The sequence below is a fragment of the Nocardioides sp. genome (assembly GCF_036503465.1).
Lineage (GTDB): Bacteria > Actinomycetota > Actinomycetes > Propionibacteriales > Nocardioidaceae > Nocardioides.
In genome coordinates this window covers 11,937-32,442 of sequence record NZ_DASXWU010000078.1, presented here as the reverse complement: position 1 = coordinate 32,442, position 20,506 = coordinate 11,937, and the positions used below count along the sequence as shown (strand labels likewise).

At 71.1% G+C, this 20,506-nt stretch carries 26 protein-coding genes; 15 read left to right on the top strand and 11 right to left on the bottom strand.

Annotation, left to right across the window (positions count from 1 at the left end; all coding sequences use genetic code 11):
- Positions 1 to 10 precede the first annotated feature (10 nt).
- From VGK78_RS14340 to VGK78_RS14325, 4 genes are all read right to left on the bottom strand, one after another.
- The gene (locus VGK78_RS14340; protein WP_331528348.1) at positions 11 to 715 is read right to left on the bottom strand and encodes a glycosyltransferase family 2 protein; all 705 of its coding nucleotides are present in this window, start codon (positions 713 to 715) and stop codon (positions 11 to 13) included.
- A 63-nt stretch (positions 716 to 778) separates the two neighbouring features.
- Positions 779 to 1,627 carry a DUF3097 domain-containing protein gene (locus VGK78_RS14335; protein WP_331528347.1) on the bottom strand — a complete coding sequence of 283 codons (849 nt, stop codon included), beginning with the start codon at positions 1,625 to 1,627 and terminating at the stop codon, positions 779 to 781.
- A gap of 49 nt (positions 1,628 to 1,676) precedes the next feature.
- On the bottom strand, positions 1,677 to 1,883 hold the full coding sequence (locus VGK78_RS14330; RefSeq protein ID WP_331528346.1) for a hypothetical protein: 207 nt from the start codon (positions 1,881 to 1,883) through the stop codon (positions 1,677 to 1,679).
- Between the two features lie 12 nt (positions 1,884 to 1,895).
- A complete protein-coding gene (locus tag VGK78_RS14325) occupies positions 1,896 to 2,747 on the bottom strand; it encodes an MBL fold metallo-hydrolase (protein ID WP_331528345.1) in 852 nt (283 codons plus the stop codon).
- Between the two features lie 68 nt (positions 2,748 to 2,815).
- On the opposite strand from VGK78_RS14325, the gene hrcA reads away from it, so the two are divergent.
- From hrcA to VGK78_RS14310, 3 genes are read left to right on the top strand one after another with little or no spacing between them, the layout of a single operon-like run.
- Complete coding sequence (hrcA, locus tag VGK78_RS14320; protein ID WP_331528384.1) at positions 2,816 to 3,832, top strand: heat-inducible transcriptional repressor HrcA; 1,017 nt, start codon at positions 2,816 to 2,818, stop codon at positions 3,830 to 3,832.
- Between the two features lie 15 nt (positions 3,833 to 3,847).
- Positions 3,848 to 5,032 carry a molecular chaperone DnaJ gene (dnaJ, locus tag VGK78_RS14315; RefSeq protein ID WP_331528344.1) on the top strand — a complete coding sequence of 395 codons (1,185 nt, stop codon included), beginning with the start codon at positions 3,848 to 3,850 and terminating at the stop codon, positions 5,030 to 5,032.
- A complete protein-coding gene (locus VGK78_RS14310; RefSeq protein WP_331528342.1) occupies positions 5,029 to 5,769 on the top strand; it encodes a 16S rRNA (uracil(1498)-N(3))-methyltransferase in 741 nt (246 codons plus the stop codon). Before dnaJ ends, VGK78_RS14310 begins: the two co-directional genes overlap by 4 nt.
- Before the next feature lie 6 nt (positions 5,770 to 5,775).
- On the opposite strand, the gene VGK78_RS14305 is transcribed toward VGK78_RS14310, so the two are convergent.
- Positions 5,776 to 6,834, bottom strand: a complete 1,059-nt coding sequence (locus VGK78_RS14305) for a Gmad2 immunoglobulin-like domain-containing protein (RefSeq protein WP_331528340.1) — start codon at positions 6,832 to 6,834, stop codon at positions 5,776 to 5,778.
- The gene (locus VGK78_RS14300; protein WP_331528339.1) at positions 6,831 to 7,370 is read right to left on the bottom strand and encodes a SigE family RNA polymerase sigma factor; all 540 of its coding nucleotides are present in this window, start codon (positions 7,368 to 7,370) and stop codon (positions 6,831 to 6,833) included. The genes VGK78_RS14305 and VGK78_RS14300 overlap by 4 nt, the downstream gene beginning before the upstream one ends.
- 91 nt (positions 7,371 to 7,461) lie before the next feature.
- Between VGK78_RS14300 and VGK78_RS14295 the strand changes: the two genes are divergently transcribed.
- The 4 genes from VGK78_RS14295 to VGK78_RS14280 all read left to right on the top strand — a co-directional run bounded on the left by VGK78_RS14295 (position 7,462) and on the right by VGK78_RS14280 (position 10,639).
- Positions 7,462 to 7,809: a histidine triad nucleotide-binding protein gene (locus VGK78_RS14295; RefSeq protein ID WP_414690686.1), complete on the top strand. Its 348-nt coding sequence runs from the start codon at positions 7,462 to 7,464 to the stop codon at positions 7,807 to 7,809.
- Between the two features lie 76 nt (positions 7,810 to 7,885).
- Entirely contained in the window at positions 7,886 to 8,896 is a 1,011-nt protein-coding gene (locus VGK78_RS14290) for a PhoH family protein (protein ID WP_331528337.1), read from the top strand.
- Entirely contained in the window at positions 8,896 to 9,348 is a 453-nt protein-coding gene (gene ybeY / locus VGK78_RS14285; protein ID WP_331528336.1) for an rRNA maturation RNase YbeY, read from the top strand. Before VGK78_RS14290 ends, ybeY begins: the two co-directional genes overlap by 1 nt.
- A 7-nt stretch (positions 9,349 to 9,355) precedes the next feature.
- On the top strand, positions 9,356 to 10,639 hold the full coding sequence (locus tag VGK78_RS14280; protein ID WP_331528335.1) for a hemolysin family protein: 1,284 nt from the start codon (positions 9,356 to 9,358) through the stop codon (positions 10,637 to 10,639).
- Positions 10,640 to 10,646: 7 nt separating this feature from the next.
- Here VGK78_RS14280 and VGK78_RS14275 read toward each other — a convergent pair whose 3' ends face one another.
- Positions 10,647 to 11,288 (bottom strand): chemotaxis protein CheB, encoded by a 642-nt coding sequence (locus VGK78_RS14275; RefSeq protein WP_331528334.1) that lies wholly within the window; start codon positions 11,286 to 11,288, stop codon positions 10,647 to 10,649.
- An 85-nt stretch (positions 11,289 to 11,373) separates the two neighbouring features.
- Between VGK78_RS14275 and VGK78_RS14270 the strand changes: the two genes are divergently transcribed.
- Positions 11,374 to 12,078, top strand: coding sequence for a Crp/Fnr family transcriptional regulator (locus VGK78_RS14270; protein ID WP_331528333.1), 705 nt, complete (start codon positions 11,374 to 11,376; stop codon positions 12,076 to 12,078).
- A gap of 13 nt (positions 12,079 to 12,091) precedes the next feature.
- On the opposite strand, the gene VGK78_RS14265 is transcribed toward VGK78_RS14270, so the two are convergent.
- Together VGK78_RS14265 and VGK78_RS20385 are read right to left on the bottom strand one after the other, a co-directional pair.
- The gene (locus tag VGK78_RS14265) at positions 12,092 to 12,532 is read right to left on the bottom strand and encodes an aminoglycoside adenylyltransferase domain-containing protein (RefSeq protein ID WP_331528332.1); all 441 of its coding nucleotides are present in this window, start codon (positions 12,530 to 12,532) and stop codon (positions 12,092 to 12,094) included.
- The gene (locus tag VGK78_RS20385; RefSeq protein ID WP_414690685.1) at positions 12,426 to 12,839 is read right to left on the bottom strand and encodes a nucleotidyltransferase domain-containing protein; all 414 of its coding nucleotides are present in this window, start codon (positions 12,837 to 12,839) and stop codon (positions 12,426 to 12,428) included. The genes VGK78_RS14265 and VGK78_RS20385 overlap by 107 nt, the downstream gene beginning before the upstream one ends.
- A 55-nt stretch (positions 12,840 to 12,894) precedes the next feature.
- Here VGK78_RS20385 and VGK78_RS14260 point away from each other — a divergent pair, with 55 nt between their 5' ends.
- Positions 12,895 to 13,635: a class I SAM-dependent methyltransferase gene (locus VGK78_RS14260; protein ID WP_331528331.1), complete on the top strand. Its 741-nt coding sequence runs from the start codon at positions 12,895 to 12,897 to the stop codon at positions 13,633 to 13,635.
- A gap of 3 nt (positions 13,636 to 13,638) precedes the next feature.
- On the opposite strand, the gene VGK78_RS14255 is transcribed toward VGK78_RS14260, so the two are convergent.
- Positions 13,639 to 14,433, bottom strand: a complete 795-nt coding sequence (locus VGK78_RS14255; protein WP_331528330.1) for a class I SAM-dependent methyltransferase — start codon at positions 14,431 to 14,433, stop codon at positions 13,639 to 13,641.
- Between the two features lie 180 nt (positions 14,434 to 14,613).
- Between VGK78_RS14255 and VGK78_RS14250 the strand changes: the two genes are divergently transcribed.
- From VGK78_RS14250 to VGK78_RS14225, 6 genes are all read left to right on the top strand, one after another.
- Positions 14,614 to 15,153, top strand: a complete 540-nt coding sequence (locus tag VGK78_RS14250) for a hypothetical protein (RefSeq protein ID WP_331528329.1) — start codon at positions 14,614 to 14,616, stop codon at positions 15,151 to 15,153.
- Positions 15,154 to 15,350: 197 nt separating this feature from the next.
- Positions 15,351 to 15,575, top strand: coding sequence for a hypothetical protein (locus VGK78_RS14245; RefSeq protein ID WP_331528328.1), 225 nt, complete (start codon positions 15,351 to 15,353; stop codon positions 15,573 to 15,575).
- Positions 15,576 to 15,601: 26 nt separating this feature from the next.
- Positions 15,602 to 15,898, top strand: a complete 297-nt coding sequence (locus VGK78_RS14240; RefSeq protein WP_331528327.1) for a cytidine deaminase — start codon at positions 15,602 to 15,604, stop codon at positions 15,896 to 15,898.
- A gap of 21 nt (positions 15,899 to 15,919) precedes the next feature.
- Positions 15,920 to 16,819, top strand: coding sequence for an aldo/keto reductase (locus tag VGK78_RS14235; protein ID WP_331528326.1), 900 nt, complete (start codon positions 15,920 to 15,922; stop codon positions 16,817 to 16,819).
- 10 nt (positions 16,820 to 16,829) lie between these two features.
- Positions 16,830 to 18,185, top strand: a complete 1,356-nt coding sequence (locus tag VGK78_RS14230; protein ID WP_331528325.1) for an FAD-binding oxidoreductase — start codon at positions 16,830 to 16,832, stop codon at positions 18,183 to 18,185.
- Positions 18,182 to 19,474, top strand: a complete 1,293-nt coding sequence (locus VGK78_RS14225) for a cyclopropane-fatty-acyl-phospholipid synthase family protein (RefSeq protein WP_331528324.1) — start codon at positions 18,182 to 18,184, stop codon at positions 19,472 to 19,474. The genes VGK78_RS14230 and VGK78_RS14225 overlap by 4 nt, the downstream gene beginning before the upstream one ends.
- Here the strand turns inward: VGK78_RS14225 and VGK78_RS14220 are convergent.
- Positions 19,459 to 20,502 carry a phosphatase PAP2 family protein gene (locus tag VGK78_RS14220; protein ID WP_331528323.1) on the bottom strand — a complete coding sequence of 348 codons (1,044 nt, stop codon included), beginning with the start codon at positions 20,500 to 20,502 and terminating at the stop codon, positions 19,459 to 19,461. The genes VGK78_RS14225 and VGK78_RS14220 overlap by 16 nt on opposite strands.
- Between the last annotated feature and the right edge of the window lie 4 nt (positions 20,503 to 20,506).

Genomic DNA, 20,506 nt, shown 5'->3' with positions numbered 1-20,506 from the left:
CCGAGGTGGCTCACCCCGCAGAGCGGAGTCGCTCGAGGGCGAGGTCGAAGACGATGTTGAGCGCGTTGACGTTGGACTGCCCCCGTCGTCGCGACTCATCTGCGTAGTCGATCACGACCGGCGCCTCCGTCCAACTGAGACCGCGCCGACCGATCAGACCGAGCAGCTGGCTGGCGTGGGCCATGTCGGTGAGGGTGAGGTCGATCTCCTGCGCCGCGCGACGGTTCAGCACCCGCAGCCCGTTGTGGGTGTCGGTGACCTTGAGCCTGGTGGTGGCCCGGGTGAACGCGATGCCGGCGCGCAGCACGACGCGGCGTCCCGCGGGCACCTCGGTGCCGGGCGACAGGAAGCGGGACCCCAGCACCACGTCGACGCCGGACTCGTGCGCGGTCGCGAGCAGGGAAAGGGCGTCCTCGACCCGGTGCTGACCGTCGGAGTCGAAGGTGATCACGTAGCGCATGCCCGGGTCGGTCAGTGCATAGGCGAAGCCGGTCTGCAGCGCCGCGCCCTGGCCGAGGTTGCTCGGGTGCCGCACGACGTGCGCGCCGGCGGCCCGCGCGAGCTCCGCCGTGCGGTCCGTGCTGCCGTCGTCGACGACCACGACCCGGCGGAACTCGGAGCGGAGTCCCGAGACCACGGCAGCCACGCGCGCCTCCTCGTTGAAGGCAGGCACGACCACCCTCACGTCGGCGTGTGGCGCGTGCTGAGCGGGCATGCGCGCAGCGTAGGTCCCGGCGGGGCCGGCCCGCGGCGATTCGGGAGAAGTCTGACCGATCGGTCATCCGCCGGTGACGAAGTCGATCAGCTCCTCGACGCGGCCGAGCAGGGCAGGTTCGCAGTCGGCGTACGACGTGACGCGCGACAGGATCTGCCGCCAGGCGCGGGCGATGTCGGCCTGGTCGGCGTGCGGCCAGCCGAGGGCGGCGCACACGCCGTGCTTCCACTCCACGTCGCGCGGCACGACCGGCCACGCGGAGAGACCGAGCCGCTCGGGCTTCACACCGGCCCAGACGTCGACGAACGGGTGGCCGACGACGAGCACGTGCGGCCCCATCTCCGAGCGGCGTACGTCCTCGGCGGTGCGGCTCTCCTTCGAGCCCGGGACCAGGTGGTCGACCAGTACCCCGACCCGTCGCCCGGGACCGGGTCCGAAGTCGCGGAGAGCGGCCACCAGGTCGTCGACGCCCCCGAGGTGCTCGACGACGACGCCCTCGACCCGCAGGTCGTCGCCCCATACCTTCTCGACCAGCTCGGCATCGTGCCGACCCTCGACGAAGATCCGGCTCGCGCGCGCCACCCGGGCCCGGGCGTCGGGCACGGCCAGCGATCCCGATGCGGTACGCCGTGGCGCGGCCGGCGCCGTGCCGGTGACCGGCGCCGTCAGCACGACCGGCCGGCCCTCGAGCAGGAAGCCCGGACCCAACGGGAAACCGCGCCGGCGACCGCGGCGGTCCTCCAGGGTGAGCGTCCCGAGGTCGCGGTCGACGGCGACGATCTCGCCGCAGAAGTCCGTCGTGACCTCCTCGAGCACCAGGCCGAGGGTCGCTTCGGCCGGAGTGGCGCGACCGCGGACGGGAGCGGTCCAGTCGGAGGCGAGCACGTCTGGTCCGTAGCGGTCCGGGGGCACCGGCCCACGCTAGGAGCCGCGCCGCACCCGGGCGTCGAGGCGCGCCGGGTCAGCCCTCGGAGTCGGAGTCGGAGTCGGAGTCGTCGGACTCCGAGCCCGAGGTCTCCTCGTGCGTCTCCTTCAGGAGGTCGTCGGGGACGTCCTCCGCGGCGGGCTCGGCGAGCGGGTTGTCCTCGCTCGGCCGCACGTCGTCGGGGAGCTCCTCGTCGGTCACGTCGCGCGGATGCTCGGATGACTCGGACGTCTGCTCGCTCATCCGACCGTTCTATCAGGCCAGCGGCAGGGCGCGCCCGCCCGGCGGCAGCTGGGCGTACCCGCGGTCCACGGCGTGCGCAAGTCCCTCCCGCGGGAAGGGCCACTCGCCCTCGTCCAGCGCGCGTTCGACGGGGATGCCGGATGCGGCCAGGTCGCGGATGGTCTGCGCGGTGATCGCGACGTCCTGACGTTGCTGCTCGACGAAGTCGCGGTCGACGAGCGCCCCGTGCCCCGGGACGACGACCGTGTCGCGGCCGACGAGGTTGAGCACCACGTCGAGGGTGCCGGGCCAGTCCAGCGGATGGCAGTCGACGCCGTACGCCGGTGGGGCGCTCTCCTCGACCAGGTCCCCGGCCAGCAGGACGTCCGCATCCGGCACCCGGATCACCGCGTCACCCGCGGTGTGGCCGCGGCCGGGGTGGGCCAGCTCGACCTGCCGGTCGCCGAGGTCGAGGACCTTGACCGAGGAGAACGTCCGGTCGGCGACCACGATCTCGGTCTCGAGCACCTCGTCGCGGTGCGGGTCGTCGGTGTCCTCGGCGAAGAGCTTCCGGACCCGCTCGCCGGCCTCCACGGTCCGCTCGGCGGCGATCTCGTGGGCGTGGATCGGGATCTCGCCGTACGCCGCCCGGAAGGCGCCGTTGCCGAAGGTGTGGTCGAAGTGCTCATGGGTGTTGACGACGGCCGTGACGTCGCCGATCCCGAGCGCCCGCACGTCCCCGACGATCGTCCGCGCCGCCCGCGCCGACGCCTGGGTGTCCACGACGACCAGTCCGGTCGCTCCCCGGACCAGGATCACGTTGAGGTCGTACCACTCCTGCCGGGCCACCCAGACCCGGTCGGCCACCTCGCGGAATCGCGCCACGCCGTCAGCCTAGTAACATTGGCACTCCGGGACGGTGAGTGCCAACGACGAGGCCGCAGGAGGTGGCGATGCAGGACGAACGCCGCCTCGCCGTACTCCGGGCGATCGTCGAGGACTACGTCTCGACGCAGGAGCCGGTGGGCTCCAAGGCCCTGGTGGAGCGGCACGGGCTGGGCGTCTCGCCGGCGACGGTCCGCAACGACATGGCCGCGCTGGAGGAGGAGGGGCTGATCACCCAGCCCCACACCAGCGCCGGCCGCATCCCGACCGACAAGGGCTACCGGCTCTTCGTCGACCGGTTGACCACGATCAAGCCGATGAGCAACGCCGAGAAGCGGGCCATCGCCACGATCCTCGACGGTGCCGTCGACCTCGACGACGTGGTCCAGCGGTCGGTGCGGCTGCTGGCCCAGCTGACCCACCAGGTCGCGATCGTGCAGTACCCCACGCTCTCCCGCTCCACCGTCCGCCACGTCGAGCTGGTGTCGCTGACCCCGGTCCGGCTGATGGTGATCCTGATCCTCAGCTCCGGTCGCGTGGAGCAGCGGCTTCTCGACCTCGACGTACCCGTGGAGGACGACGACGTCGCCGGGCTCCGCGGCCGGCTGGCGGCTGCCGTCAACGGCCGCACCATCGCCGAGGCGATCACCGAGCTCAGCTCCCTGGAGGTGGCGCCGGGCCACGACGGTGTCCAGGCGGCGGTCGTCGACGTCCTCGTCGAGGCCATGTCCGACCAGCGGGGCTCCGAGCGCGTGGCCGTCGGAGGTGCGGCGAACCTGGCCAGGTTCGGCGACAGCTTCGAGCTCTCGGTCCGGCCGCTCCTCGAGGCCCTCGAGGAGCACGTGGTGCTGCTCAAGCTGCTCGGCGAGGCCCAGACCGGCGGCATGGTGACGGTCCGGATCGGCCACGAGGGCCCCTACCAGCAGTTCGCGAGCACCAGCGTCGTCTCGACCGGGTACGGCCCGGGCGACGAGGCGGTCGGCAACCTCGGGGTCGTCGGCCCCACCCGCATGGACTACCCGGGCACGATGGCCGCGGTGCGAGCGGTCGCCCGCTACGTCTCCCGCATCCTCGACGAGGCCTAGGAGCTTTCCCGACCGATGACTCCCGAACACGATCTGTACGAGCTGCTCGGCGTCTCGCGAGACGCCGACGCCGACACGATCAAGAAGGCGTACCGACGCCTCGCACGCCAGCTCCACCCCGACGTCAACCCCGACCCCGAGACACAGGAGCGGTTCAAGGAGGTGTCGCGCGCCTACGAGGTGCTCAGCGACCCGCAGAAGCGCGCGGCGTACGACCGGGGTGGCGACGTCTTCGGCGCCGCCGGCGGGTTCGGTGCGGGCTTCTCCTTCACCGACATCATGGACGCCTTCTTCGGCGGCCAGGCCGGCGCGCAGGGACGCGGTCCGCGGCCGCGCGTCCACCGCGGGCAGGACGCGCTGATCCGGATGGAGGTCTCGCTGTCCGAGGCGGCGTTCGGCGTCTCCCGCGAGCTCAAGGTCGACACCGCAGTCGTGTGTACGACGTGCAACGGCGAGGGCACCGCGCCCGGCACCCATCCGGTGCCGTGCGAGACCTGCCGAGGCAGCGGCGAGGTCGCGCACGTGCAGCGGTCGTTCCTCGGCGAGATCCGCACCCTCCGCCCGTGCTCGGCGTGCCGGGGCTATGGCACGCTGATCCCGGACCCGTGCCGTGAGTGCTCCGGCGACGGCCGCGTCCGAGCCCGGCGTTCGATCACGGTCAAGATCCCGGCCGGCGTCGACACCGGCACCCGCGTGCAGCTGGCCGGTCAGGGTGAGGTCGGCGCAGGGGGAGGCCCGGCTGGCGACCTGTACGTCGAGGTGCACGTCGCGCCGCACGACGTGTTCACCCGCGAGGGCACGACACTCCACTGCACGGTGACCGTGCCGATGACGGCGGCCGCGCTCGGCACCACGCTGACCCTGCCCACGCTCGAGGCCGACACCGAGTCGGGCGCCGGCACCGGCGTGGAGACGTCGTTCGAGCTGGACGTCCGGCCGGGCACCCAGTCGGGCAGCGAGCACACGTTCCGGGGCCGTGGGGTGCCGGGGCTCCGCGGCGGCCGCGGTGACCTGGTCGTCACCGTGGTGGTCGAGACGCCCACGCGCCTCGACCCGCGGCAGGAGGAGCTGTTGCGCGAGCTGGCGGCGATCCGGGGAGAGGAGAAGCCCGACGGGCGGCTCGGGCCCGGCAGGTCGTCCGGGTCCGTCTTCGGCCGCATCCGCGACGCCTTCAACGGACCGCCCAACAGGCACGGATGACACTTCCGGTCCACTGGGTGGAGTCGCTCGCGGGCACTCGCCGTGGCGACCGGGTCGAGGTCGACGGCGACGAGGCGCACCACGCCGTGGCAGTACGCCGTGTCCGTGCGGACGAGCGGGTGGTCCTGACCGACGGCCGGGGCACGACCGTCACCGGCACCGTGTCCGAGACCGGCAAGCGCCGGATGGTGGTGGTTGCGGAGGAGGTCGACAGCCACGAGCCTCCGACGCCGTCGTTCACCGTCGTCCAGGCACTGCCCAAGGGCGACCGGGGAGAGCTCGCCGTCGAGGTGCTCACCGAGATCGGTGTGGAGACGATCGTGCCGTGGGCGGCGAGCCGATCGGTCGCCGTCTGGCGTGGAGAGCGGGCCGCGAAGGGCGTCGCGCGGTGGCGCTCGACCGCGCGAGAGGCGGCCAAGCAGTCACGCCGGGCGTGGTTCCCGGAGGTCGCCGACCTCGCGTCCACCGACGAGGTGATGAGTCTGCTCGCCACCGCCGACCTGGCGCTCGTCCTGCACGAGGACGGCGACCAGCCGCTGCCGGGTGCCGAGCTGCCGGGCACCGGAACGATCGTGGTCGTGGTCGGCCCCGAGGGCGGGCTCACCGACGAGGAGCTCGCGACGTTCCGCGCGGCCGGCGCGCACGTCGTACGCCTCGGTGCGGAGGTGCTCCGCACGTCCACCGCCGGCGTCGCGGCGGTGTCCGCACTGCTGGCGCGGACGCCACGATGGGGATGACGGTGGCTACTTCACGGTGATGACCCGGGTGTCCGTCTCGAACCGGCCCCTCCCGGACGGGTCGTCGTTGCGGGCGACCAGGGTGTAGCTGCCGGGCGACACCTTCGACGTGTCCAACGTGACCGTCCACGGCCACAGGCGGTTGCCGCCCATCCCGCCGATCGTCGGCTGGAGCAGGTACTTCTTCCCGTTCCGTTCCAGGTAGACCACGACGGTCCCCTCGAAGGCGTTGTTCACCCCCCGGACGACCAGCTTGCCGGAGACCGCGTCACCCTCGTTCGGGTCAGAGATGTTGACGCGGGAGCAGGTCTCGAGCACCTTGCCCTGCTCGACCGGTTCCGACGTCGAGACGCCGAGCACGCGGGGCACCGGGGTGCCGTGCCGGACGAACAGCACCGGCATCCGGGTCGCGAAGGCGCCTTGCAGCGTGTACACGACCTGCTGGATCGCGATCCTGGCCTGGTCCGCCGTCATCCCAGCGGGACGGCGGGCAGGGACGGCGCGCGACGGGGTCACGAAGATCACGCCGGCGTTCGGGTTGGCCTTCGCGTCCTTCAGCCAGCCGGCCTGCCAGGCCGTCGTGTAGTCGGGGTCCAGCGGGGTGGCCTGGAGGTCGTCGAGGGGAAGTACGCCGGCCGGCGTCGAGGCCGGTCCCCGGTGGAACTCCCGGTAGAGCACCGGCTCGCCGCGCGGGTCCGTGCCGGCGTAGTAGACGGCGTACGCCTTGGTCGCGGAGACGCTCGGTGACGGCGACCTCGAGGCCGCCGTGTCGGTGGCCGTCGCGACCGATGAGTGGAGGGTGGCGTGGGGGTCGGTCGCAGGGCCGACGCTCGTGTTCTTGTCGATGGCCATCGAGGCGACGTAGGCGACCACACCGATCACGGCGGCGGTGGCGACGATGCCGGTGGCGGCGTACCAGGAGCGGGATCGAGCCATGGGGACCACCTTCGGATTGGGGTGGACCGACGCGCGCAGCTCGTCGAGCCGGTTGTCGGGCTCGATGTCGGAGACCGCGTCGGACAGCAGCCGTCGCAGCCGGGCGTCGTCGTCGAGAGGGTCGGTCATCGGGTCTCCTCCAGCTCCGCGCCGAGCTCGGCGCGAAGGGCGGCGGCGCCACGCGAGGCGTGGCTCTTCACGGCGCCGCGGCTGATCCCGAGCGTCTCCGCGATGTCGGCCTCGGAGAGGTCGAGGTAGTAGCGCAGGGCGAGCACCTCCCGCTGCCGGCGGGGCAGGCGGCGGAGTGCGTCGAGGACGGCGGCACGACGCGCATGGTCGTCCGCTCCGCGGTCGGCGCCGGTGAGAGGCTCCGGTCGGCGCTCCTGATCCGCGTGTCGCCGGACCACGGCGAGGTGCCGGAGGTGCGAGCGCGAGCGGTTGACGACGCTCTGCCGGAGGTAGGCCAGTGCCTTGTCCGGGTCGTGCAGGCGGTTCCACTTGGCGTGCACGGCGATGAAGCAGTCCTGCACGATCTCCTCGGCGGTGCCGACGTCGCGGACCAGGAGCACGGCGAGGCGGACCAGCTGGCGCCAATGGGCGGCGTACAGCAGCTCGAGCGCGTCGTCGGCGCTCCAACCGGTCGGGCGGCTCCGGGTGGGAGCCATCAGCCGGACCTCCGCATGTCCGATCACGGTAGTAGCACGCGGGCCCGCTGCCGCGGGTTTACCGGGCTTCTGCGCAAGATTCCGTGCGAGCATGTGGCGCGTGGCCGACTGCATCTTCTGCAAGATCGTGGCGGGCGAGATCCCCGCCGACGTCGTCGCCGAGACCGAGACCGCGCTGGCGTTCCGCGACCTCAACCCGCAGGCCCCACTGCACGTGCTCGTCGTCCCGCGCGCGCACGTCGCCGACGTCGGAGAGCTCGCCGACGTCGAGCCGGCGACGGTGGCGGAGCTGGTGCGCGTGGCGCGCGGGGTCGCGACCGACGCGGGACACGACAGCTACCGGCTCGTATTCAACACCGGCGAGGAGGCGGGGCAGTCGGTCTTCCACGCCCACCTGCACGTACTGGCGGGACGGCCGCAGGCGTGGCCACCCGGCTGACGACGAGTCTCACGCGCGGCTGTCCGGGCCAAAGCGTTGGGTGCGTGGGGGTGGCCGCCCGTAGCATGGAACCCTCATGACAGAGAGCCAACAGACCGAGGAACAGCAGGGCACCCGACACACCGTCGTGGTGCCCGGCAGCATCGACATGGTCCGCCTGCTCGGACCGGGTGACGATCACCTCACCCTCATCGAGCGCTCCTTCGACCTCCAGGTGCACGTACGCGGCAACCGGATCACGCTCGAGGGCGAGCAGGGCGAGGTCGCGCTGGCCGAGCGGCTGCTCGACGAGCTGGTGACGCTGATCCGCTCCGGACAGGGGATCACCACCGAGACCGTCGAGCGGGTGCTGTCGATGCTCCGCGCCGAGACCACCGAGCGGCCGGCCGACGTGCTGTCGCTGAACATCCTGAGCAACCGGGGCCGCTCGATCCGGCCCAAGACGCTCAACCAGAAGCGCTACGTCGACTCCATCGACAAGCACACGATCACCTTCGGCATCGGCCCGGCCGGCACCGGCAAGACCTACCTGGCGATGGCCAAGGCCGTGCAGGCGCTGCAGGCCAAGCGGGTCAACCGGATCATCCTGACCCGCCCGGCCGTGGAGGCGGGGGAGCGGCTCGGCTTCCTGCCCGGCACCCTCAGCGAGAAGATCGACCCCTACCTGCGGCCGCTCTACGACGCGCTGCACGACATGGTCGACCCCGACTCGATCCCGAAGCTGCTGGCTGCCGGGACGATCGAGGTGGCGCCGTTGGCGTTCATGCGCGGCCGGTCGCTCAACGACTCGTTCATCATCCTCGACGAGGCGCAGAACACCTCGCCCGAGCAGATGAAGATGTTCCTCACCCGGCTCGGCTTCGGCTCCAAGATCGTCGTGACCGGCGACGTGACGCAGGTCGACCTTCCGAACGGCGTGAGGTCCGGGCTGCGCGTGGTCGAGGGCATCCTGAACGAGCTGGACGACGTGTCCTTCCAGCGGCTCACCGCCCACGACGTGGTGCGGCACAAGCTCGTGGGCAAGATCGTGGCGGCGTACGACGAGTACGACGCTCGGCAGCCGCGGGTCACCGGCCGTTCCGACTGATGAGCATCGAGGTGCTCAACGAGTCGGGCGTCGACGTCGACGTCAACCGGCTCGCGGCGCTGAGTCGGTTCGTGATGGACCGGATGCGCGTCCACCCGCTCGCCGAGCTCTGCATCAAGGCTGTCGACGAGCCGACGATCTCGGCGCTCAACGAGCAGTGGATGGAGAAGGAGGGGCCGACCGACGTGCTCGCCTTCCCGATGGACGAGCTGCGGCCGGGCCTGGTCAACGAGGAGCCCGAGGAGGGCGTGCTGGGCGACCTGGTGCTCTGTCCGGCGGTCGCCGAGAAGCAGGGCGCCACCGCCGGCCACGGCACCGAGGCCGAGATCGAGCTGCTGACGGTGCACGGCATCCTGCACCTGCTCGGCTACGACCATGCCGAGCCGGAGGAGCACCGGGAGATGTTCGGGCTCCAGGACCAGCTGCTCGCCGCCTGGCGCTCGAAGCCGTGAGTCGCTGGTGAGCGACGCGGCCGAGCTCGTCGGGGCCGGTGCGCTCGTCGTGCTGGCCGGCGTGTTCTCCGCGGCCGACGCCTCGCTCACGTCGTACTCCCGCGCACGTGCGGAGGAGCTGGTCGGTGAGGGCCGGGCCGGTGCCCGGCGCCTGGTCACGCTGCTGGACGACCGACCGCGCTACCTCAACACCGCGATCCTGCTCCGGCTGTTGTGCGAGACCGGCGCCGCCGTGCTGCTCACGCTCGTCGTCCTGACCTGGTACGGCGGGTCGCGCTGGCCGACCGTGCTGACGACGGTCGGCGTGATGCTGGTGGCGTCGTTCGTCGTGGTCGGCGTCGCGCCGCGCACCCTGGGCCGGCAGCACTCCGACCGGGTCGCCCCCGTGGCCGCGACCATCCTCACCTTCGCGACCCGGGTGCTCGGGCCGATCCCGCAGCTGCTGATCCTGGTCGGAAACGCGATCACCCCGGGCCGCGGCTTCCGCAGCGGACCGTTCTCGACCGAGACCGAGCTGCGTGAGCTGGTCGACTATGCCGAGGCGTCGGCGGTGATCGAGTCGGGCGAGCGGGCGATGATCCACTCGGTCTTCGAGTTCGGCGACACCATCGCCCGCGAGGTGATGGTGCCGCGCGGCGACGTGGTCTACATCGAGCGGCACAAGAACCTCCGCCAGGCGTTGTCGCTGTTCCTGCGCTCGGGCTTCTCACGGGTGCCGGTGATCGAGGAGAACCTCGACGACATCGTCGGCTTCGCCTACCTCAAGGACGTCGTCCGGCGTGACTTCGAGGACCCGGACGTGGAGTTCACCCAGCGCGTCGACGAGGTGATGCGGCCGGCCCTCTACGTGCCGGAGTCCAAGCCGGTCGACGCGCTGCTCTCGGAGATGCAGGCCTCGCGGCAGCACATCGCGGTCGTCGTCGACGAGTACGGCGGCACGGCCGGGTTGGTCACCATCGAGGACCTGCTGGAGGAGATCGTCGGCGAGATCACCGACGAGTACGACGCCGAGCAGGTGGAGACCGCGGCCCTGGGCGATGGGACGGTCCGCGTCTCCTCGCGGTTCCCGATCGACGATCTCGACGAGCTCTTCGGCTTCGAGGTCGAGGAGGAGGACGTCGACTCCGTGCTCGGGCTGATGGCCAAGCACCTCGGCCGCGTCCCGATCCCGGGATCTCACGTCGAGGCCCACGGCCTCCGCTTCTTCGCCGAGGCCGCCGCGGGACGGCGTAACAAGATCGAGAGCGTGCTCGTCAGCCGCCTCCGGGACGAGCCCGACGACGCCGACTGACGGCGTATCAGGCGCCGAGGGAGGCCCAGGCGGGTGTGGGCACCGTGAACAGCTCGGCGCCCCCGGGCGCCAGGGCAAGGGCGATCAGCGCCGACGCGAGACGGGTGTTGGGCAGCGCGAAGTCGACGCATCCGGTGGCGAGCGCACTGCTGGGCATGGCTCCGGCGCGGGCCGTGACCGGGTCCTCGACCAGCACCCGGCCGCCGTGACGCTTGACCGCGCGGACACCCTCGCTGCCGTCGCGGAGCAGACCGGTGAGGATGACGCCGATCAGTCGCGGGCCGGCGGCCTTCGCGGCGCTGGAGAGCAGGAGGTCACCGCCCGCGCCCCGCTCGGCCGGCGTGAGCTCGAGGCGGTACGCCGAGTCGAGCTGGGCAGTCCAGCCGTGGGGGATGACGGTGACACCCGGTCGCGACGCCACGTCGTGGTGGTCCGCCGTTCGCACCGGAAGGTCCGTGTGCTGCTGCAAGAGAGCCGCCAGCTGTCCGGGGCGGTCCGACCGGCGACCGTGCTGCAACAGGATCACCGGCAGCGGGAAGTTGCCCGGAAGACCGTTCAGCACCGACGCCGCGGATCGGAACCCGCCGAGCGAGGTGACCATGACGACGAGGTCGAAGCGACTCGCCGGACGGCCTTGTCGGATACCCACGTCTCCAACGTACCCGCTGTGTCACGTGGGTGACATAGGGATCGCCGGCAGCGGGTACCAGCAACCTTCCGGCATGGGAGGAACCATGGGAACCGCGGAACTGCTGCGCCGCAACGCGATCATCCGACAGCTGCCCGACGAGGAATTCGAGCGCTTGCGCGAGCGGGCGGACATCGTGGACGCCGAGATCCGTCAGCAGGTGTTCGAGCCCGGAGAGCCCATCACGCACGTCTACTTCCCGTTGGGGTGCGTGTACTCGATGGTCGCGGTGGCCGACGACCGCGTCGTGATCGAGGTGGCCACCACCGGGCCCGAGGGCATGGCCGGCCTTCCCCTCTTCCTGGGTGCGGCGACGAGTCCGCACTCCGCCTTCTGCCAGATCCCGGGTCAGGCGGCACGACTGGATGCCGACTCGCTCCGCGCCCTGCTCAGCGACGACGGCACCCTGCATGCCCTGCTCAACCGGCTGACGCAGGCGACCATGGTCCAGGTGGCCCAGAACGTGGTCTGCAACGGCACGCACGACGTCGAGCAGCGAAGCGCACGATGGCTGCTCACCACCCACGACCGCGTGGACAACGACACTTTCCCGATCACCCAGCAGTTCCTGGCCCAGATGCTCGGATCCCGACGGCAGACGGTTTCCCAGATCGCCCGCCGACTCCAGGACCGGGGTCTGGTCACCTACGCGCGCGGGGTCATGCACGTCGAGGACCGCCTCGGCCTCGAGGCGCTGGCGTGCCAGTGCTACTGGATCGTCCGGCGCGAGTTCGACGCCCTCATCGGGTGAGTGCGCGGCTGACTCAGACCTTCTCGAGAACGGTCACCAGTACTCTCCGGATCTCGTCGCGGTCGAAGGGCGTGTGCGGAGCCCCGAGTCGTTCCGACAGGGCCTGTTCGACGGCGACCAGCGATGGGTCGCGCTCCAGGGCCCAGCGTCCCGCGGCTGACTTGCCGCAGTGCACACCTTCGGTCGCGAACCGCCAGATCCGGCAGGCGGTCAGGACCATGAGGACGGCGTTCGCGTCGTCATCGGTGAGACGGAGCCACACGGTGAGCCAGTGGCGGCCGCGGTCTCGCACCAAGCCCTTCGGCACCTCGCCGATGACCTCGCGTGGTTCTTTGCCTCGGAGGGCCCTACCGTCCGCCCTGGCCATGGACAGCTCGGGCCACAGGTCGGGCACGTGGTCTTCGCGTTCGTCGATCTCCAGGTCCGGTGACAGTCCGGGGTAGCGGCCCGACATGCAGCTCCAAGCAGGGGCGATCTGCGACTGCCGCAGCAGCCTCTCGGGTGACCACGGTCAGGTCGATCCCGCCCGCCGGGCCGGGGTCGGCGTCGCGCACCACGCTCACCAGGGATTCGGTCTCCGGGGTGGACAGGGCGTCGTCCACGACGAGCAGCAGGTCGAGGTCGCTCCGGCCCGGCTGGAAGTCGTCCAGCGTCAGAGATCCGTGAACGATCACGGAGACCACGGATGCGTCCAGCACCGCCTCACAGGAGCGGGTGAGCCGCTCCACCGCGGCGAGGGCATCGCGTTTGTCGGGCGGCATGGGAGCCACAAGATATCCGAGACTGGAACAACCCCGAGACCAGCACGGAGGATCGATGACCGCCGGCGACGTACGAATCGTTGATGCGCGCACGCCTGAGGAGCGGGACCGGCCGTTCCTGCCGGGCATGCGCACGACCTGGCTGATGCCGTTCTACGACGGATTGAGTCGGCTCTCGGGGGTCGGAGAGCTGCACGACCGCACGGTGGAGCTCGCCGATCTCGGGCCGGGGCAGGTCGTCCTCGACGTCGGCTGCGGCACCGGCAACCTGACCCTCTCGCTGGTGGCTGCCCAGCCCGACGCCCGGGTCACCGGCCTCGACCCCGATGGCGCCGCCCTCCGGTGTGCAGCGCGCAAGGCGCGCCGTCGTGGGGCCTCCCTCACGCTCGTCCAGGGGTACGCCGACCGGCTTCCGGCCGAGGACGCCTCCCTCGACCACGTGGTGTCCTCGCTCGCTCTGCACCACCTCGACGACGAAGCCCGCCTCGCGTTCGCCCGCGAGGCGTTCCGCAGCCTTCGGTCCGGGGGTCGGATCACCATCGCCGACTTCGGTGGCCCGGCGCAGGCAACCGATGCCGCCGGGCATGCGAGTCACCATCACCGCCCCGGGCACGCGCTGCTGCACCTGCCCCGGCTGCTGCGCTCGCGCGTCCAGCGCGGGCCGGAACGGGCGCATGCCTTGGGCGACGGCGTACCTCTGCTTCTCGCGGGAGCGGGGTTCGTCGAGGCTCGTGAGGTCGGGCACGTCGACCATCGGTACGGGCGCGCCGGATTCGTCCAGGCGATCCGCCCGTGAGAGTCAACCCGAGGTCGTGCGTCCCACGAGGTGGAAGACGCGGCTCAGCCGGCGGTACGGGTCCCGCCGACTGGCTTCGAGCTCGACCGCGGCCGTCGCCGCTACCTGTTCCGAGTCGCTCGGGTCCAGCTCGGCACCGCTGAACTCGAGCCAGTCGACGAACAGCCACACGCCGTACCACCGAATCGGCTCCACGCCGCCCTTGCGGAGGAGCCCGCTGAGCTCCTCCACGGTGTCGGCCCGGCCCGGCACGCCGAGCACGCCGACCTCGTGCCGGGAGTCGAACGCCGCCAGCGCGTCGTCCCATCGCCGTTCCAAAGCAGGGCGTACCGCTCCCGCCCGCGCGTTGCCCGTCATGATCGAGACGACGCCGCCGTCGGCCACGCACCGGCAGAGCTGCTCGACCATGGGCTCGGGATCGTCGAGATATCCGAGTACGCCGTGGCACAGCACCGCGTCGAAGCGCCGGCCCTGCACCGCCTCGTCGGCGTTCTCGCCGTCGGCCTGCACCAGCGTCACCCGCTCCTGCACCTCCTGCGGCAATCGCTGGAGTCGCTGACGGGCCTTGTCGAGCATCGCCGACGACGGGTCGAGCACCGTCACGGCGTACCCGGCCTGCGCCAGCGGGAACGACTGGTTGCCCGCCCCGCCGCCGACGTCGAGCACGGTCGCCGGCGGCGCCGGCAGGTGCTCCATCAGCTGTTGGTGCATGACGTAGGTGCGGACCTGCCCCTTCACCGTGGCGTACGCCTCGTCGACGAACTGGTCGGCCAAGGCGGCCCAGGTGTCATCGCCCATCACGCCACGATAGGTCCGAGCTCCATGGGGACAGAGCACCGAGGTCCCAAGGCCTGCGGCAGACGCGGGTGGCTGGGGAGGACCACCACGTGACCGAAGCGGGTGATGGGCGACGCCCTTCTTCGCGCGTACGGTCGAACCGCCCATTTCGCGTGTCAAGACCCAGATTGGGGGGAACTCATGGGCTTGCGGTTCGTACGGCGGTCGCTGGTGGTGGCGATCGCGATCCTGTCTGCATCAGCGGCCAGCACGATGGCCGCACCGGGCGCGTTCGGGTACGGTGCGGCCGATCATCCGGTGGCTCAGGTCGAGATCTCGGGCAACTGTGACAACCCGGGCTTCCCGCTCTGTGCGCCGGCACCCGATGGCGTCGGGTTGGGCGGGGTCTGGGTGTGGTCCGAGCTCGATGCCGATGGCTCCATGGATGCCACGGTGACCTTCTGCGGCCACACGGTGGGCGGTGGTGGACCGGGTAGCGCCGGAGCAGGTGGCGGTCCGGTCCGGACCGGGCAATGGTGGACCATCTCTTCGCTCGCTGACGCGCCTGCCGGGGCGGCACCGTTCTTCGACCCGTCGACGTACCACGGCGCCCTCTACGTGCTGGACTTCTTCCCCGGATCGGGCGCGGACGACTTCATCGCGGTCGTTCCCACCATGCAGGGGCACTACTCGCTGCACCCGGCACCCGCGGTGAGCATCCAGACGCAGATCGCTCCGTAGCTGATCGGCACTGGTCCGGGTCCTCGCGCGGGAGTCTCTGCTTCGGGGGCCCGGACCGGTGACGCCGGCCCTGTCATCGGCAGTCCGCACATGCACGCCCATCGGCGGGTGCGAGCGCTCCCCGACTTGTGTGGAAGATCCCAGTCACTCCGTGCCTGCAATCCTCCACCAAGGCCTCGACCCCTCAGACGAAGCGCGTGTTCGGTCGCCGTAGGCATCACCGGTACAAGACCCACGCCGGATACGCCGCCCGCCAGTGCGGCACCAGCCGCTGGGTCTGGCGCACGCCCCACGGCCGCTACTACCTGGTCGACCCCACCGGCACGCACCGGCTCGACCCCACCCACGGTGCCATGCAGTTCGAGGCCCCCGACGGCCTCGAGCTCTACTTCGCCGAACTCCGATACGAGCCGGCCGCCTGACCGCCCGACGTCGCTAGCATCGGCGCGTGCCCGACCTGTCGCCCGAGGACCAGAAACTGGTGACGCTCGCACGGGCCGCCATGGCCCGCACCCGGGCGCCGGAGGGAGCTGCGGTGCGCGACCTGGACGGCCGGACGTACGCCGCGGCCGCGGTGTCTTTGGAGCACCTCAGGCTGGCGGCTCTCGAGGTCTGCGTCGCGATGGCGATCTCCTCCGGCTCGACCGGCCTGGAGGCCGCCGTGCGCCTCGGTGGGGAGGGGGACCCCGACCTGGGGGCGGTCCGCGAGTTCGGCGGCGACGGAGTGACCATCCACGTGTTGTGAGCGCCGGACTACGGTGACCCGGTGATCTCGGGAACGACGACGGCAGCCGCGGCCGGCACGTGGACTCTGGGCGACCGCATCGTCAACCGCCTCGGCTTCGGCGCCATGCGGCTCACCGGCACCGGTGGAATGGGGAGGGGCGTCGACCGTGACCCCGATCGGTCCGCCGTCGTCGTACGACGTGCGGTCGACCTCGGCGTGAACCACATCGACACCGCCGGCTTCTACTTCTCGGCCAGCGGCCGCGCGAACGCGATCATCCGCGACGCCCTCGCGCCGTACCCCGACGACTTGACCATCGTCACCAAGGTCGGCCCGGGCCGCGACCTCGTGACCGGTGAGTGGGGCGACTGGGCGCGACCCGACCAGCTGCAGGCACACGTGGAGCACAACCTGGAGACCCTCGGTCTCGAGCGCCTGCACGTCGTGAACTACCGGAGCAGCGGCCGCGACGACGTCCCCGCCGCGGTCTCCGCGCTGGCGGCCCTCCGGGACGAGGGGTTGCTCGACCACATCGGGCTGTCGAACGTCGGCACGGAGGCCCTCGCCGGCGCTCGCTCGATGGCCGACATCGTGTGTGTGCAGAACCGGCACGCGGCGGGCTACGAGCGCTCCGACACAGGCGACGTGCTCGCGGCCTGCCGGGAGCACGGCATCGCCTTCGTCCCGTTCTTCACGATCGCGGCACAGGCCCGCGAGGGCACGTCCGAGGAGCGGTACGACGTCGTCGAGGCGATCGCGCGCGCCCACGACGCGACGCCGGCACAGGTGCGCATCGCGTGGAACGTGGCTCTCGGCGACCACGTGCTCGCCATTCCCGGCACCGGCGACGTCGCGCACCTGGAGCAGAACGTCGCCGCGGCCTCGCTCCGGCTCAGCGAGGCCGACCTGGCCGCGCTGGGGAGGCTGGGCTCGGGGTAAGTTTCCGTCCGTGCTCACCGGACAGGCAGCCCACGAGGCCGCGGTCGCGCGGCTGAAGGCGTCGTACGACGCGATCCCGGCCGGCCAGACCGTGCGCCTGGCGAAGAAGACCTCGAACCTGTTCCGTCCGCGCCCCGCGACCGACACACCGGGCCTCGACGTCTCCGGGCTCGGCGGCGTGATCTCGATCGACACCGAGGCACAGACCGCGGACGTGCAGGGCATGTGCACCTACGAGCGCCTTGTCGACGCGACCCTGCCCCGTGGGTTCATCCCGTACGTCGTGCCGCAGCTGCGCACGATCACCCTCGGCGGTGCGGTCAGCGGTCTGGGCATCGAGTCCACCAGCTTCCGCAGCGGTCTGCCGCACGAGTCCGTGACCGAGATGGACATCTTCACCGGCGCCGGCGAGGTGATCACCACCAAGCCAGGAGACGAGCTGTTCGACACCTTCCCCAACTCCTACGGCTCGCTCGGCTATGCCACCCGGTTGCGGATCAAGCTGGAGAAGGTGCCGTCGTACGTCTCGCTCCGGCACGTGCGCTTCGACGACGCGGGCCTGCTGTCCAAGACCATCTCGCAGATCATGGAGAGCAAGGAGTACGACGGCGTGCGGGTCGACGGCGTCGACGGCACGGCGTTCCGGCCGGGGGAGTACTACCTGACGCTGGCGACGTGGACCGACCAGGTGTCGGATGCCCCGAGCGACTACGTCGGGCGGCAGATCTACTACCGGTCGATCCAGCAGCGCGACACGGACACGCTCACGATGTACGACTACCTGTGGCGCTGGGACACCGACTGGTTCTGGTGCTCGCGGGCGTTCGGCACCCAGCACCCGGTGGTCCGCCGGATCTGGCCGCGGAGGTACAAGCGCAGCGACGTCTACTACCGGATCGTGAAGCTCGACCAGCGTCTCCGCGTCGGCGCCTGGCTCGACCGCCGCCATGGCAACCCGCTGGCCGAGCGCGTCGTGCAGGACGTCGAGATCCCGGTCGAGCGGCTCGGCGAGTTCCTCGACTGGTTCGACGCGGAGGTCGGCATGCGTCCGGTCTGGCTGTGCCCGCTGTACGCCGGCAAGAAGTGGCCGACGTACCCGCTCAAGCCGCACGAGGTGTACGTCAACGTCGGGTTCTGGGGCAACGTCGGGGTCGGCCCGGACGCGCCCGACGCCCCGCGCAACCGGGCGATCGAGGCGAAGGTGCACGAGCTCGACGGCCACAAGTCGCTGTACTCCGAGGCGTTCTACGACCGCGAGACGTTCGACCAGCTGTACGACGGCGCCAACCTGGCGCGGGTCAAGGACAGCTACGACCCCGACCACCGCCTGACCAGCCTGTACGACAAGGCCGTGAGGAGACGATGACCATGAGGATCGCCGACGCCTTCACCCAGCTCCTCACCGGGCCGCTGCCGTTGCGCGTGACGGCGTACGACGGATCCGCGGCTGGTCCCGAGGACGCGCCGTTCGGCTTGGAGGTGAAGAACGAGCGCGGCCTGGCCTACCTGATGACCGCCCCGGGCGACCTCGGGCTCGGCCGCGCCTACGTCGCCGGCGACCTCGCCGTGACCGGCGTGCACCCGGGCGACCCCTACGAGGGTCTCAAGGCGCTGCAGAAGGGCCTGAAGTTCCGGATGCCGAAGCCGGCCGAGGCGGTGAAGCTGGCCACCGGTCTGGGGCTCTCGCACCTCAAGCCGCCGCCGCCCCCGCCGCAGGAGCACCTCCCGCGCTGGCGCAGGTACGCCGAGGGCCTGCGTCACTCGCGCACGCGCGACTCCGAGGCGATCCACCACCACTACGACGTCTCGAACACGTTCTACGAGCACGTGCTCGGCCCGTCGATGACGTACACGTGCGCCGTCTTCCCGACCGAGGACGCGAGCCTGGAGCAGGCGCAGTACTACAAGTACGACCTGATCGCGCAGAAGCTCGACCTGAAGCCCGGCATGCGGCTGCTCGACGTCGGCTGCGGCTGGGGAGGCATGGTCCGGCACGCGGCCGAGCACTACGGCGTGAAGGCGCTGGGTGTGACGCTCTCGCGTGCGCAGGCGACCTGGGCCCAGGAGAAGATCAAGGAGCAGGGGCTCGACGACCTGGCCGAGGTGCGGCACAGCGACTACCGCGAGGTCACCGAGACCGGCTTCGACGCGGTCAGCTCGATCGGGCTCACCGAGCACATCGGCGTGAAGAACTACAGGTCCTACTTCTCGTTCCTGCGCGACCGGCTGCGCCCGCAGGGCCGGCTGCTCAACCACTGCATCACGCGCCCGCACAACCGCCACCAGGAGACCGGGGCGTTCATCGACCGGTACGTCTTCCCGGACGGAGAGCTGACCGGCTCGGGCCGGATCATCACCGAGGTGCAGAACACCGGCCTCGAGGTGATGCACGAGGAGAACTTCCGCGTCCACTACGCCCGCACGCTGGCCGGCTGGTGCCACAACCTCGAGCAGAACTGGGACGCCTGTGTCGCCGAGGTCGGCGAGGGCACGGCCCGGGTCTGGGGGCTCTACATGGCCGGGTCGCGGCTCGGCTTCGAGCGCAACGAGATCCAGCTCCACCACGTGCTCGCGACCAGGACCGACCGAGACGGCGAGGCGGCGTACCCGCTGCGCCCGTCGTTCGCGACCGACGCGAGCTACCCCGGGGCCTGAGCCAGCCGCCGGGCACGCAGGTAGCGCCATCCGGCCAGGATCACGAGGGCGTACGCCGCGCCGGCCAGCTCGTCGACCAGGTAGTGCTCCCCGCCGTACAGCAGCGCGAAGCCCATCGCCAACGGGTAGCAGGCCAGCAGGACCTTCTGCCACCACCGCTTGCCGAACCAGAAGAACCCCGCCGCCAGGGTCGCGTACGCCGTGTGCAGCGACGGCATCGCGGCGACCGGGTTGACGAGGTACTGCCCCTGGCTGACCAGTCCGCCGACCATGTGCAGCCCGATCAGGTCGAAGCCCTCGGACGTGAAGCGGCCGACGTAGGGGCCGGGGAAGACGCCGCCGTCGTCGGCCAGCCAGGGCGGCGCCATCGGGTAGACGAAGTACGTCGTCACGCCGGCCACGGCGAGCACGATCACCATGTTCATCCAGACGCGGAAGCGCGCACGGTTCCGGATCCACAGCACGATCGCGACGATCGGCATCACCAGGAAGTGGCTGCAGTAGACAAGGCTGACCAGCACGCCGTACCACGGGATCGAGGCGCCGGCGTGGAAGTGCTCCTGGACCCACGTCGTCGGCATCTCCGCGCCCATGCCCAGATGCCGGCCGAGCCAGTGGTCGGCCTCGATCGGGAACGAGACGTGCAACGGCAGGCCGAGGTCGTTGTGGACATCGACGATCGGGAAGATCTTCGCCTTCACCTGGAGGGCGGAGTACGGCGACGCGAAGCCGCGGCTGTAGTCGTAGGCCAGCAGCACCGCCTCGAAGGGCAGCCAGTCGACCATCATCCGCCACCACGCGCGCCAGCCCCGGCCGAGCACGACGATCGTCAGCAGGCCGAGGATCGCGCCGTAGATGCCGAGGCGGTCCGTCGGAATGCCCATCGTCGTCACGAACAACACAGACCCGGCGACGTAGATCGCGAGCGCGGACCAGCGGACATAGCTCCAGCGCCACCCGGTGAACGCCATCCGCTCGGGGTCGAGCACCTTCCCCTGTGTCTCGGCGGCGAGGTCGGTGGCGGTCACCCGG

What these genes read in the sequence shown, in the direction of transcription:
- ybeY (WP_331528336.1), top strand. Translation starts at nt 8,896, where the DNA reads ATGAGCATCGAGGTGCTCAACGAGTCGGGCGTCGACGTCGACGTCAAC.
- VGK78_RS14300 (WP_331528339.1), bottom strand. Translation starts at nt 7,370, where the DNA reads ATGGCTCCCACCCGGAGCCGCCCGACCGGTTGGAGCGCCGACGACGCG.
- VGK78_RS14290 (WP_331528337.1), top strand. Translation starts at nt 7,886, where the DNA reads ATGACAGAGAGCCAACAGACCGAGGAACAGCAGGGCACCCGACACACC.
- hrcA (WP_331528384.1), top strand. Translation starts at nt 2,816, where the DNA reads ATGCAGGACGAACGCCGCCTCGCCGTACTCCGGGCGATCGTCGAGGAC.
- VGK78_RS20385 (WP_414690685.1), bottom strand. Translation starts at nt 12,839, where the DNA reads ATGCCGCCCGACAAACGCGATGCCCTCGCCGCGGTGGAGCGGCTCACC.
- VGK78_RS14270 (WP_331528333.1), top strand. Translation starts at nt 11,374, where the DNA reads ATGGGAACCGCGGAACTGCTGCGCCGCAACGCGATCATCCGACAGCTG.
- VGK78_RS14250 (WP_331528329.1), top strand. Translation starts at nt 14,614, where the DNA reads ATGGGCTTGCGGTTCGTACGGCGGTCGCTGGTGGTGGCGATCGCGATC.
- VGK78_RS14305 (WP_331528340.1), bottom strand. Translation starts at nt 6,834, where the DNA reads ATGACCGACCCTCTCGACGACGACGCCCGGCTGCGACGGCTGCTGTCC.
- VGK78_RS14295 (WP_414690686.1), top strand. Translation starts at nt 7,462, where the DNA reads ATGTGGCGCGTGGCCGACTGCATCTTCTGCAAGATCGTGGCGGGCGAG.
- VGK78_RS14255 (WP_331528330.1), bottom strand. Translation starts at nt 14,433, where the DNA reads ATGGGCGATGACACCTGGGCCGCCTTGGCCGACCAGTTCGTCGACGAG.
- VGK78_RS14310 (WP_331528342.1), top strand. Translation starts at nt 5,029, where the DNA reads ATGACACTTCCGGTCCACTGGGTGGAGTCGCTCGCGGGCACTCGCCGT.
- VGK78_RS14330 (WP_331528346.1), bottom strand. Translation starts at nt 1,883, where the DNA reads ATGAGCGAGCAGACGTCCGAGTCATCCGAGCATCCGCGCGACGTGACC.
- VGK78_RS14340 (WP_331528348.1), bottom strand. Translation starts at nt 715, where the DNA reads ATGCCCGCTCAGCACGCGCCACACGCCGACGTGAGGGTGGTCGTGCCT.
- VGK78_RS14265 (WP_331528332.1), bottom strand. Translation starts at nt 12,532, where the DNA reads ATGTCGGGCCGCTACCCCGGACTGTCACCGGACCTGGAGATCGACGAA.
- dnaJ (WP_331528344.1), top strand. Translation starts at nt 3,848, where the DNA reads ATGACTCCCGAACACGATCTGTACGAGCTGCTCGGCGTCTCGCGAGAC.
- VGK78_RS14260 (WP_331528331.1), top strand. Translation starts at nt 12,895, where the DNA reads ATGACCGCCGGCGACGTACGAATCGTTGATGCGCGCACGCCTGAGGAG.
- VGK78_RS14225 (WP_331528324.1), top strand. Translation starts at nt 18,182, where the DNA reads ATGACCATGAGGATCGCCGACGCCTTCACCCAGCTCCTCACCGGGCCG.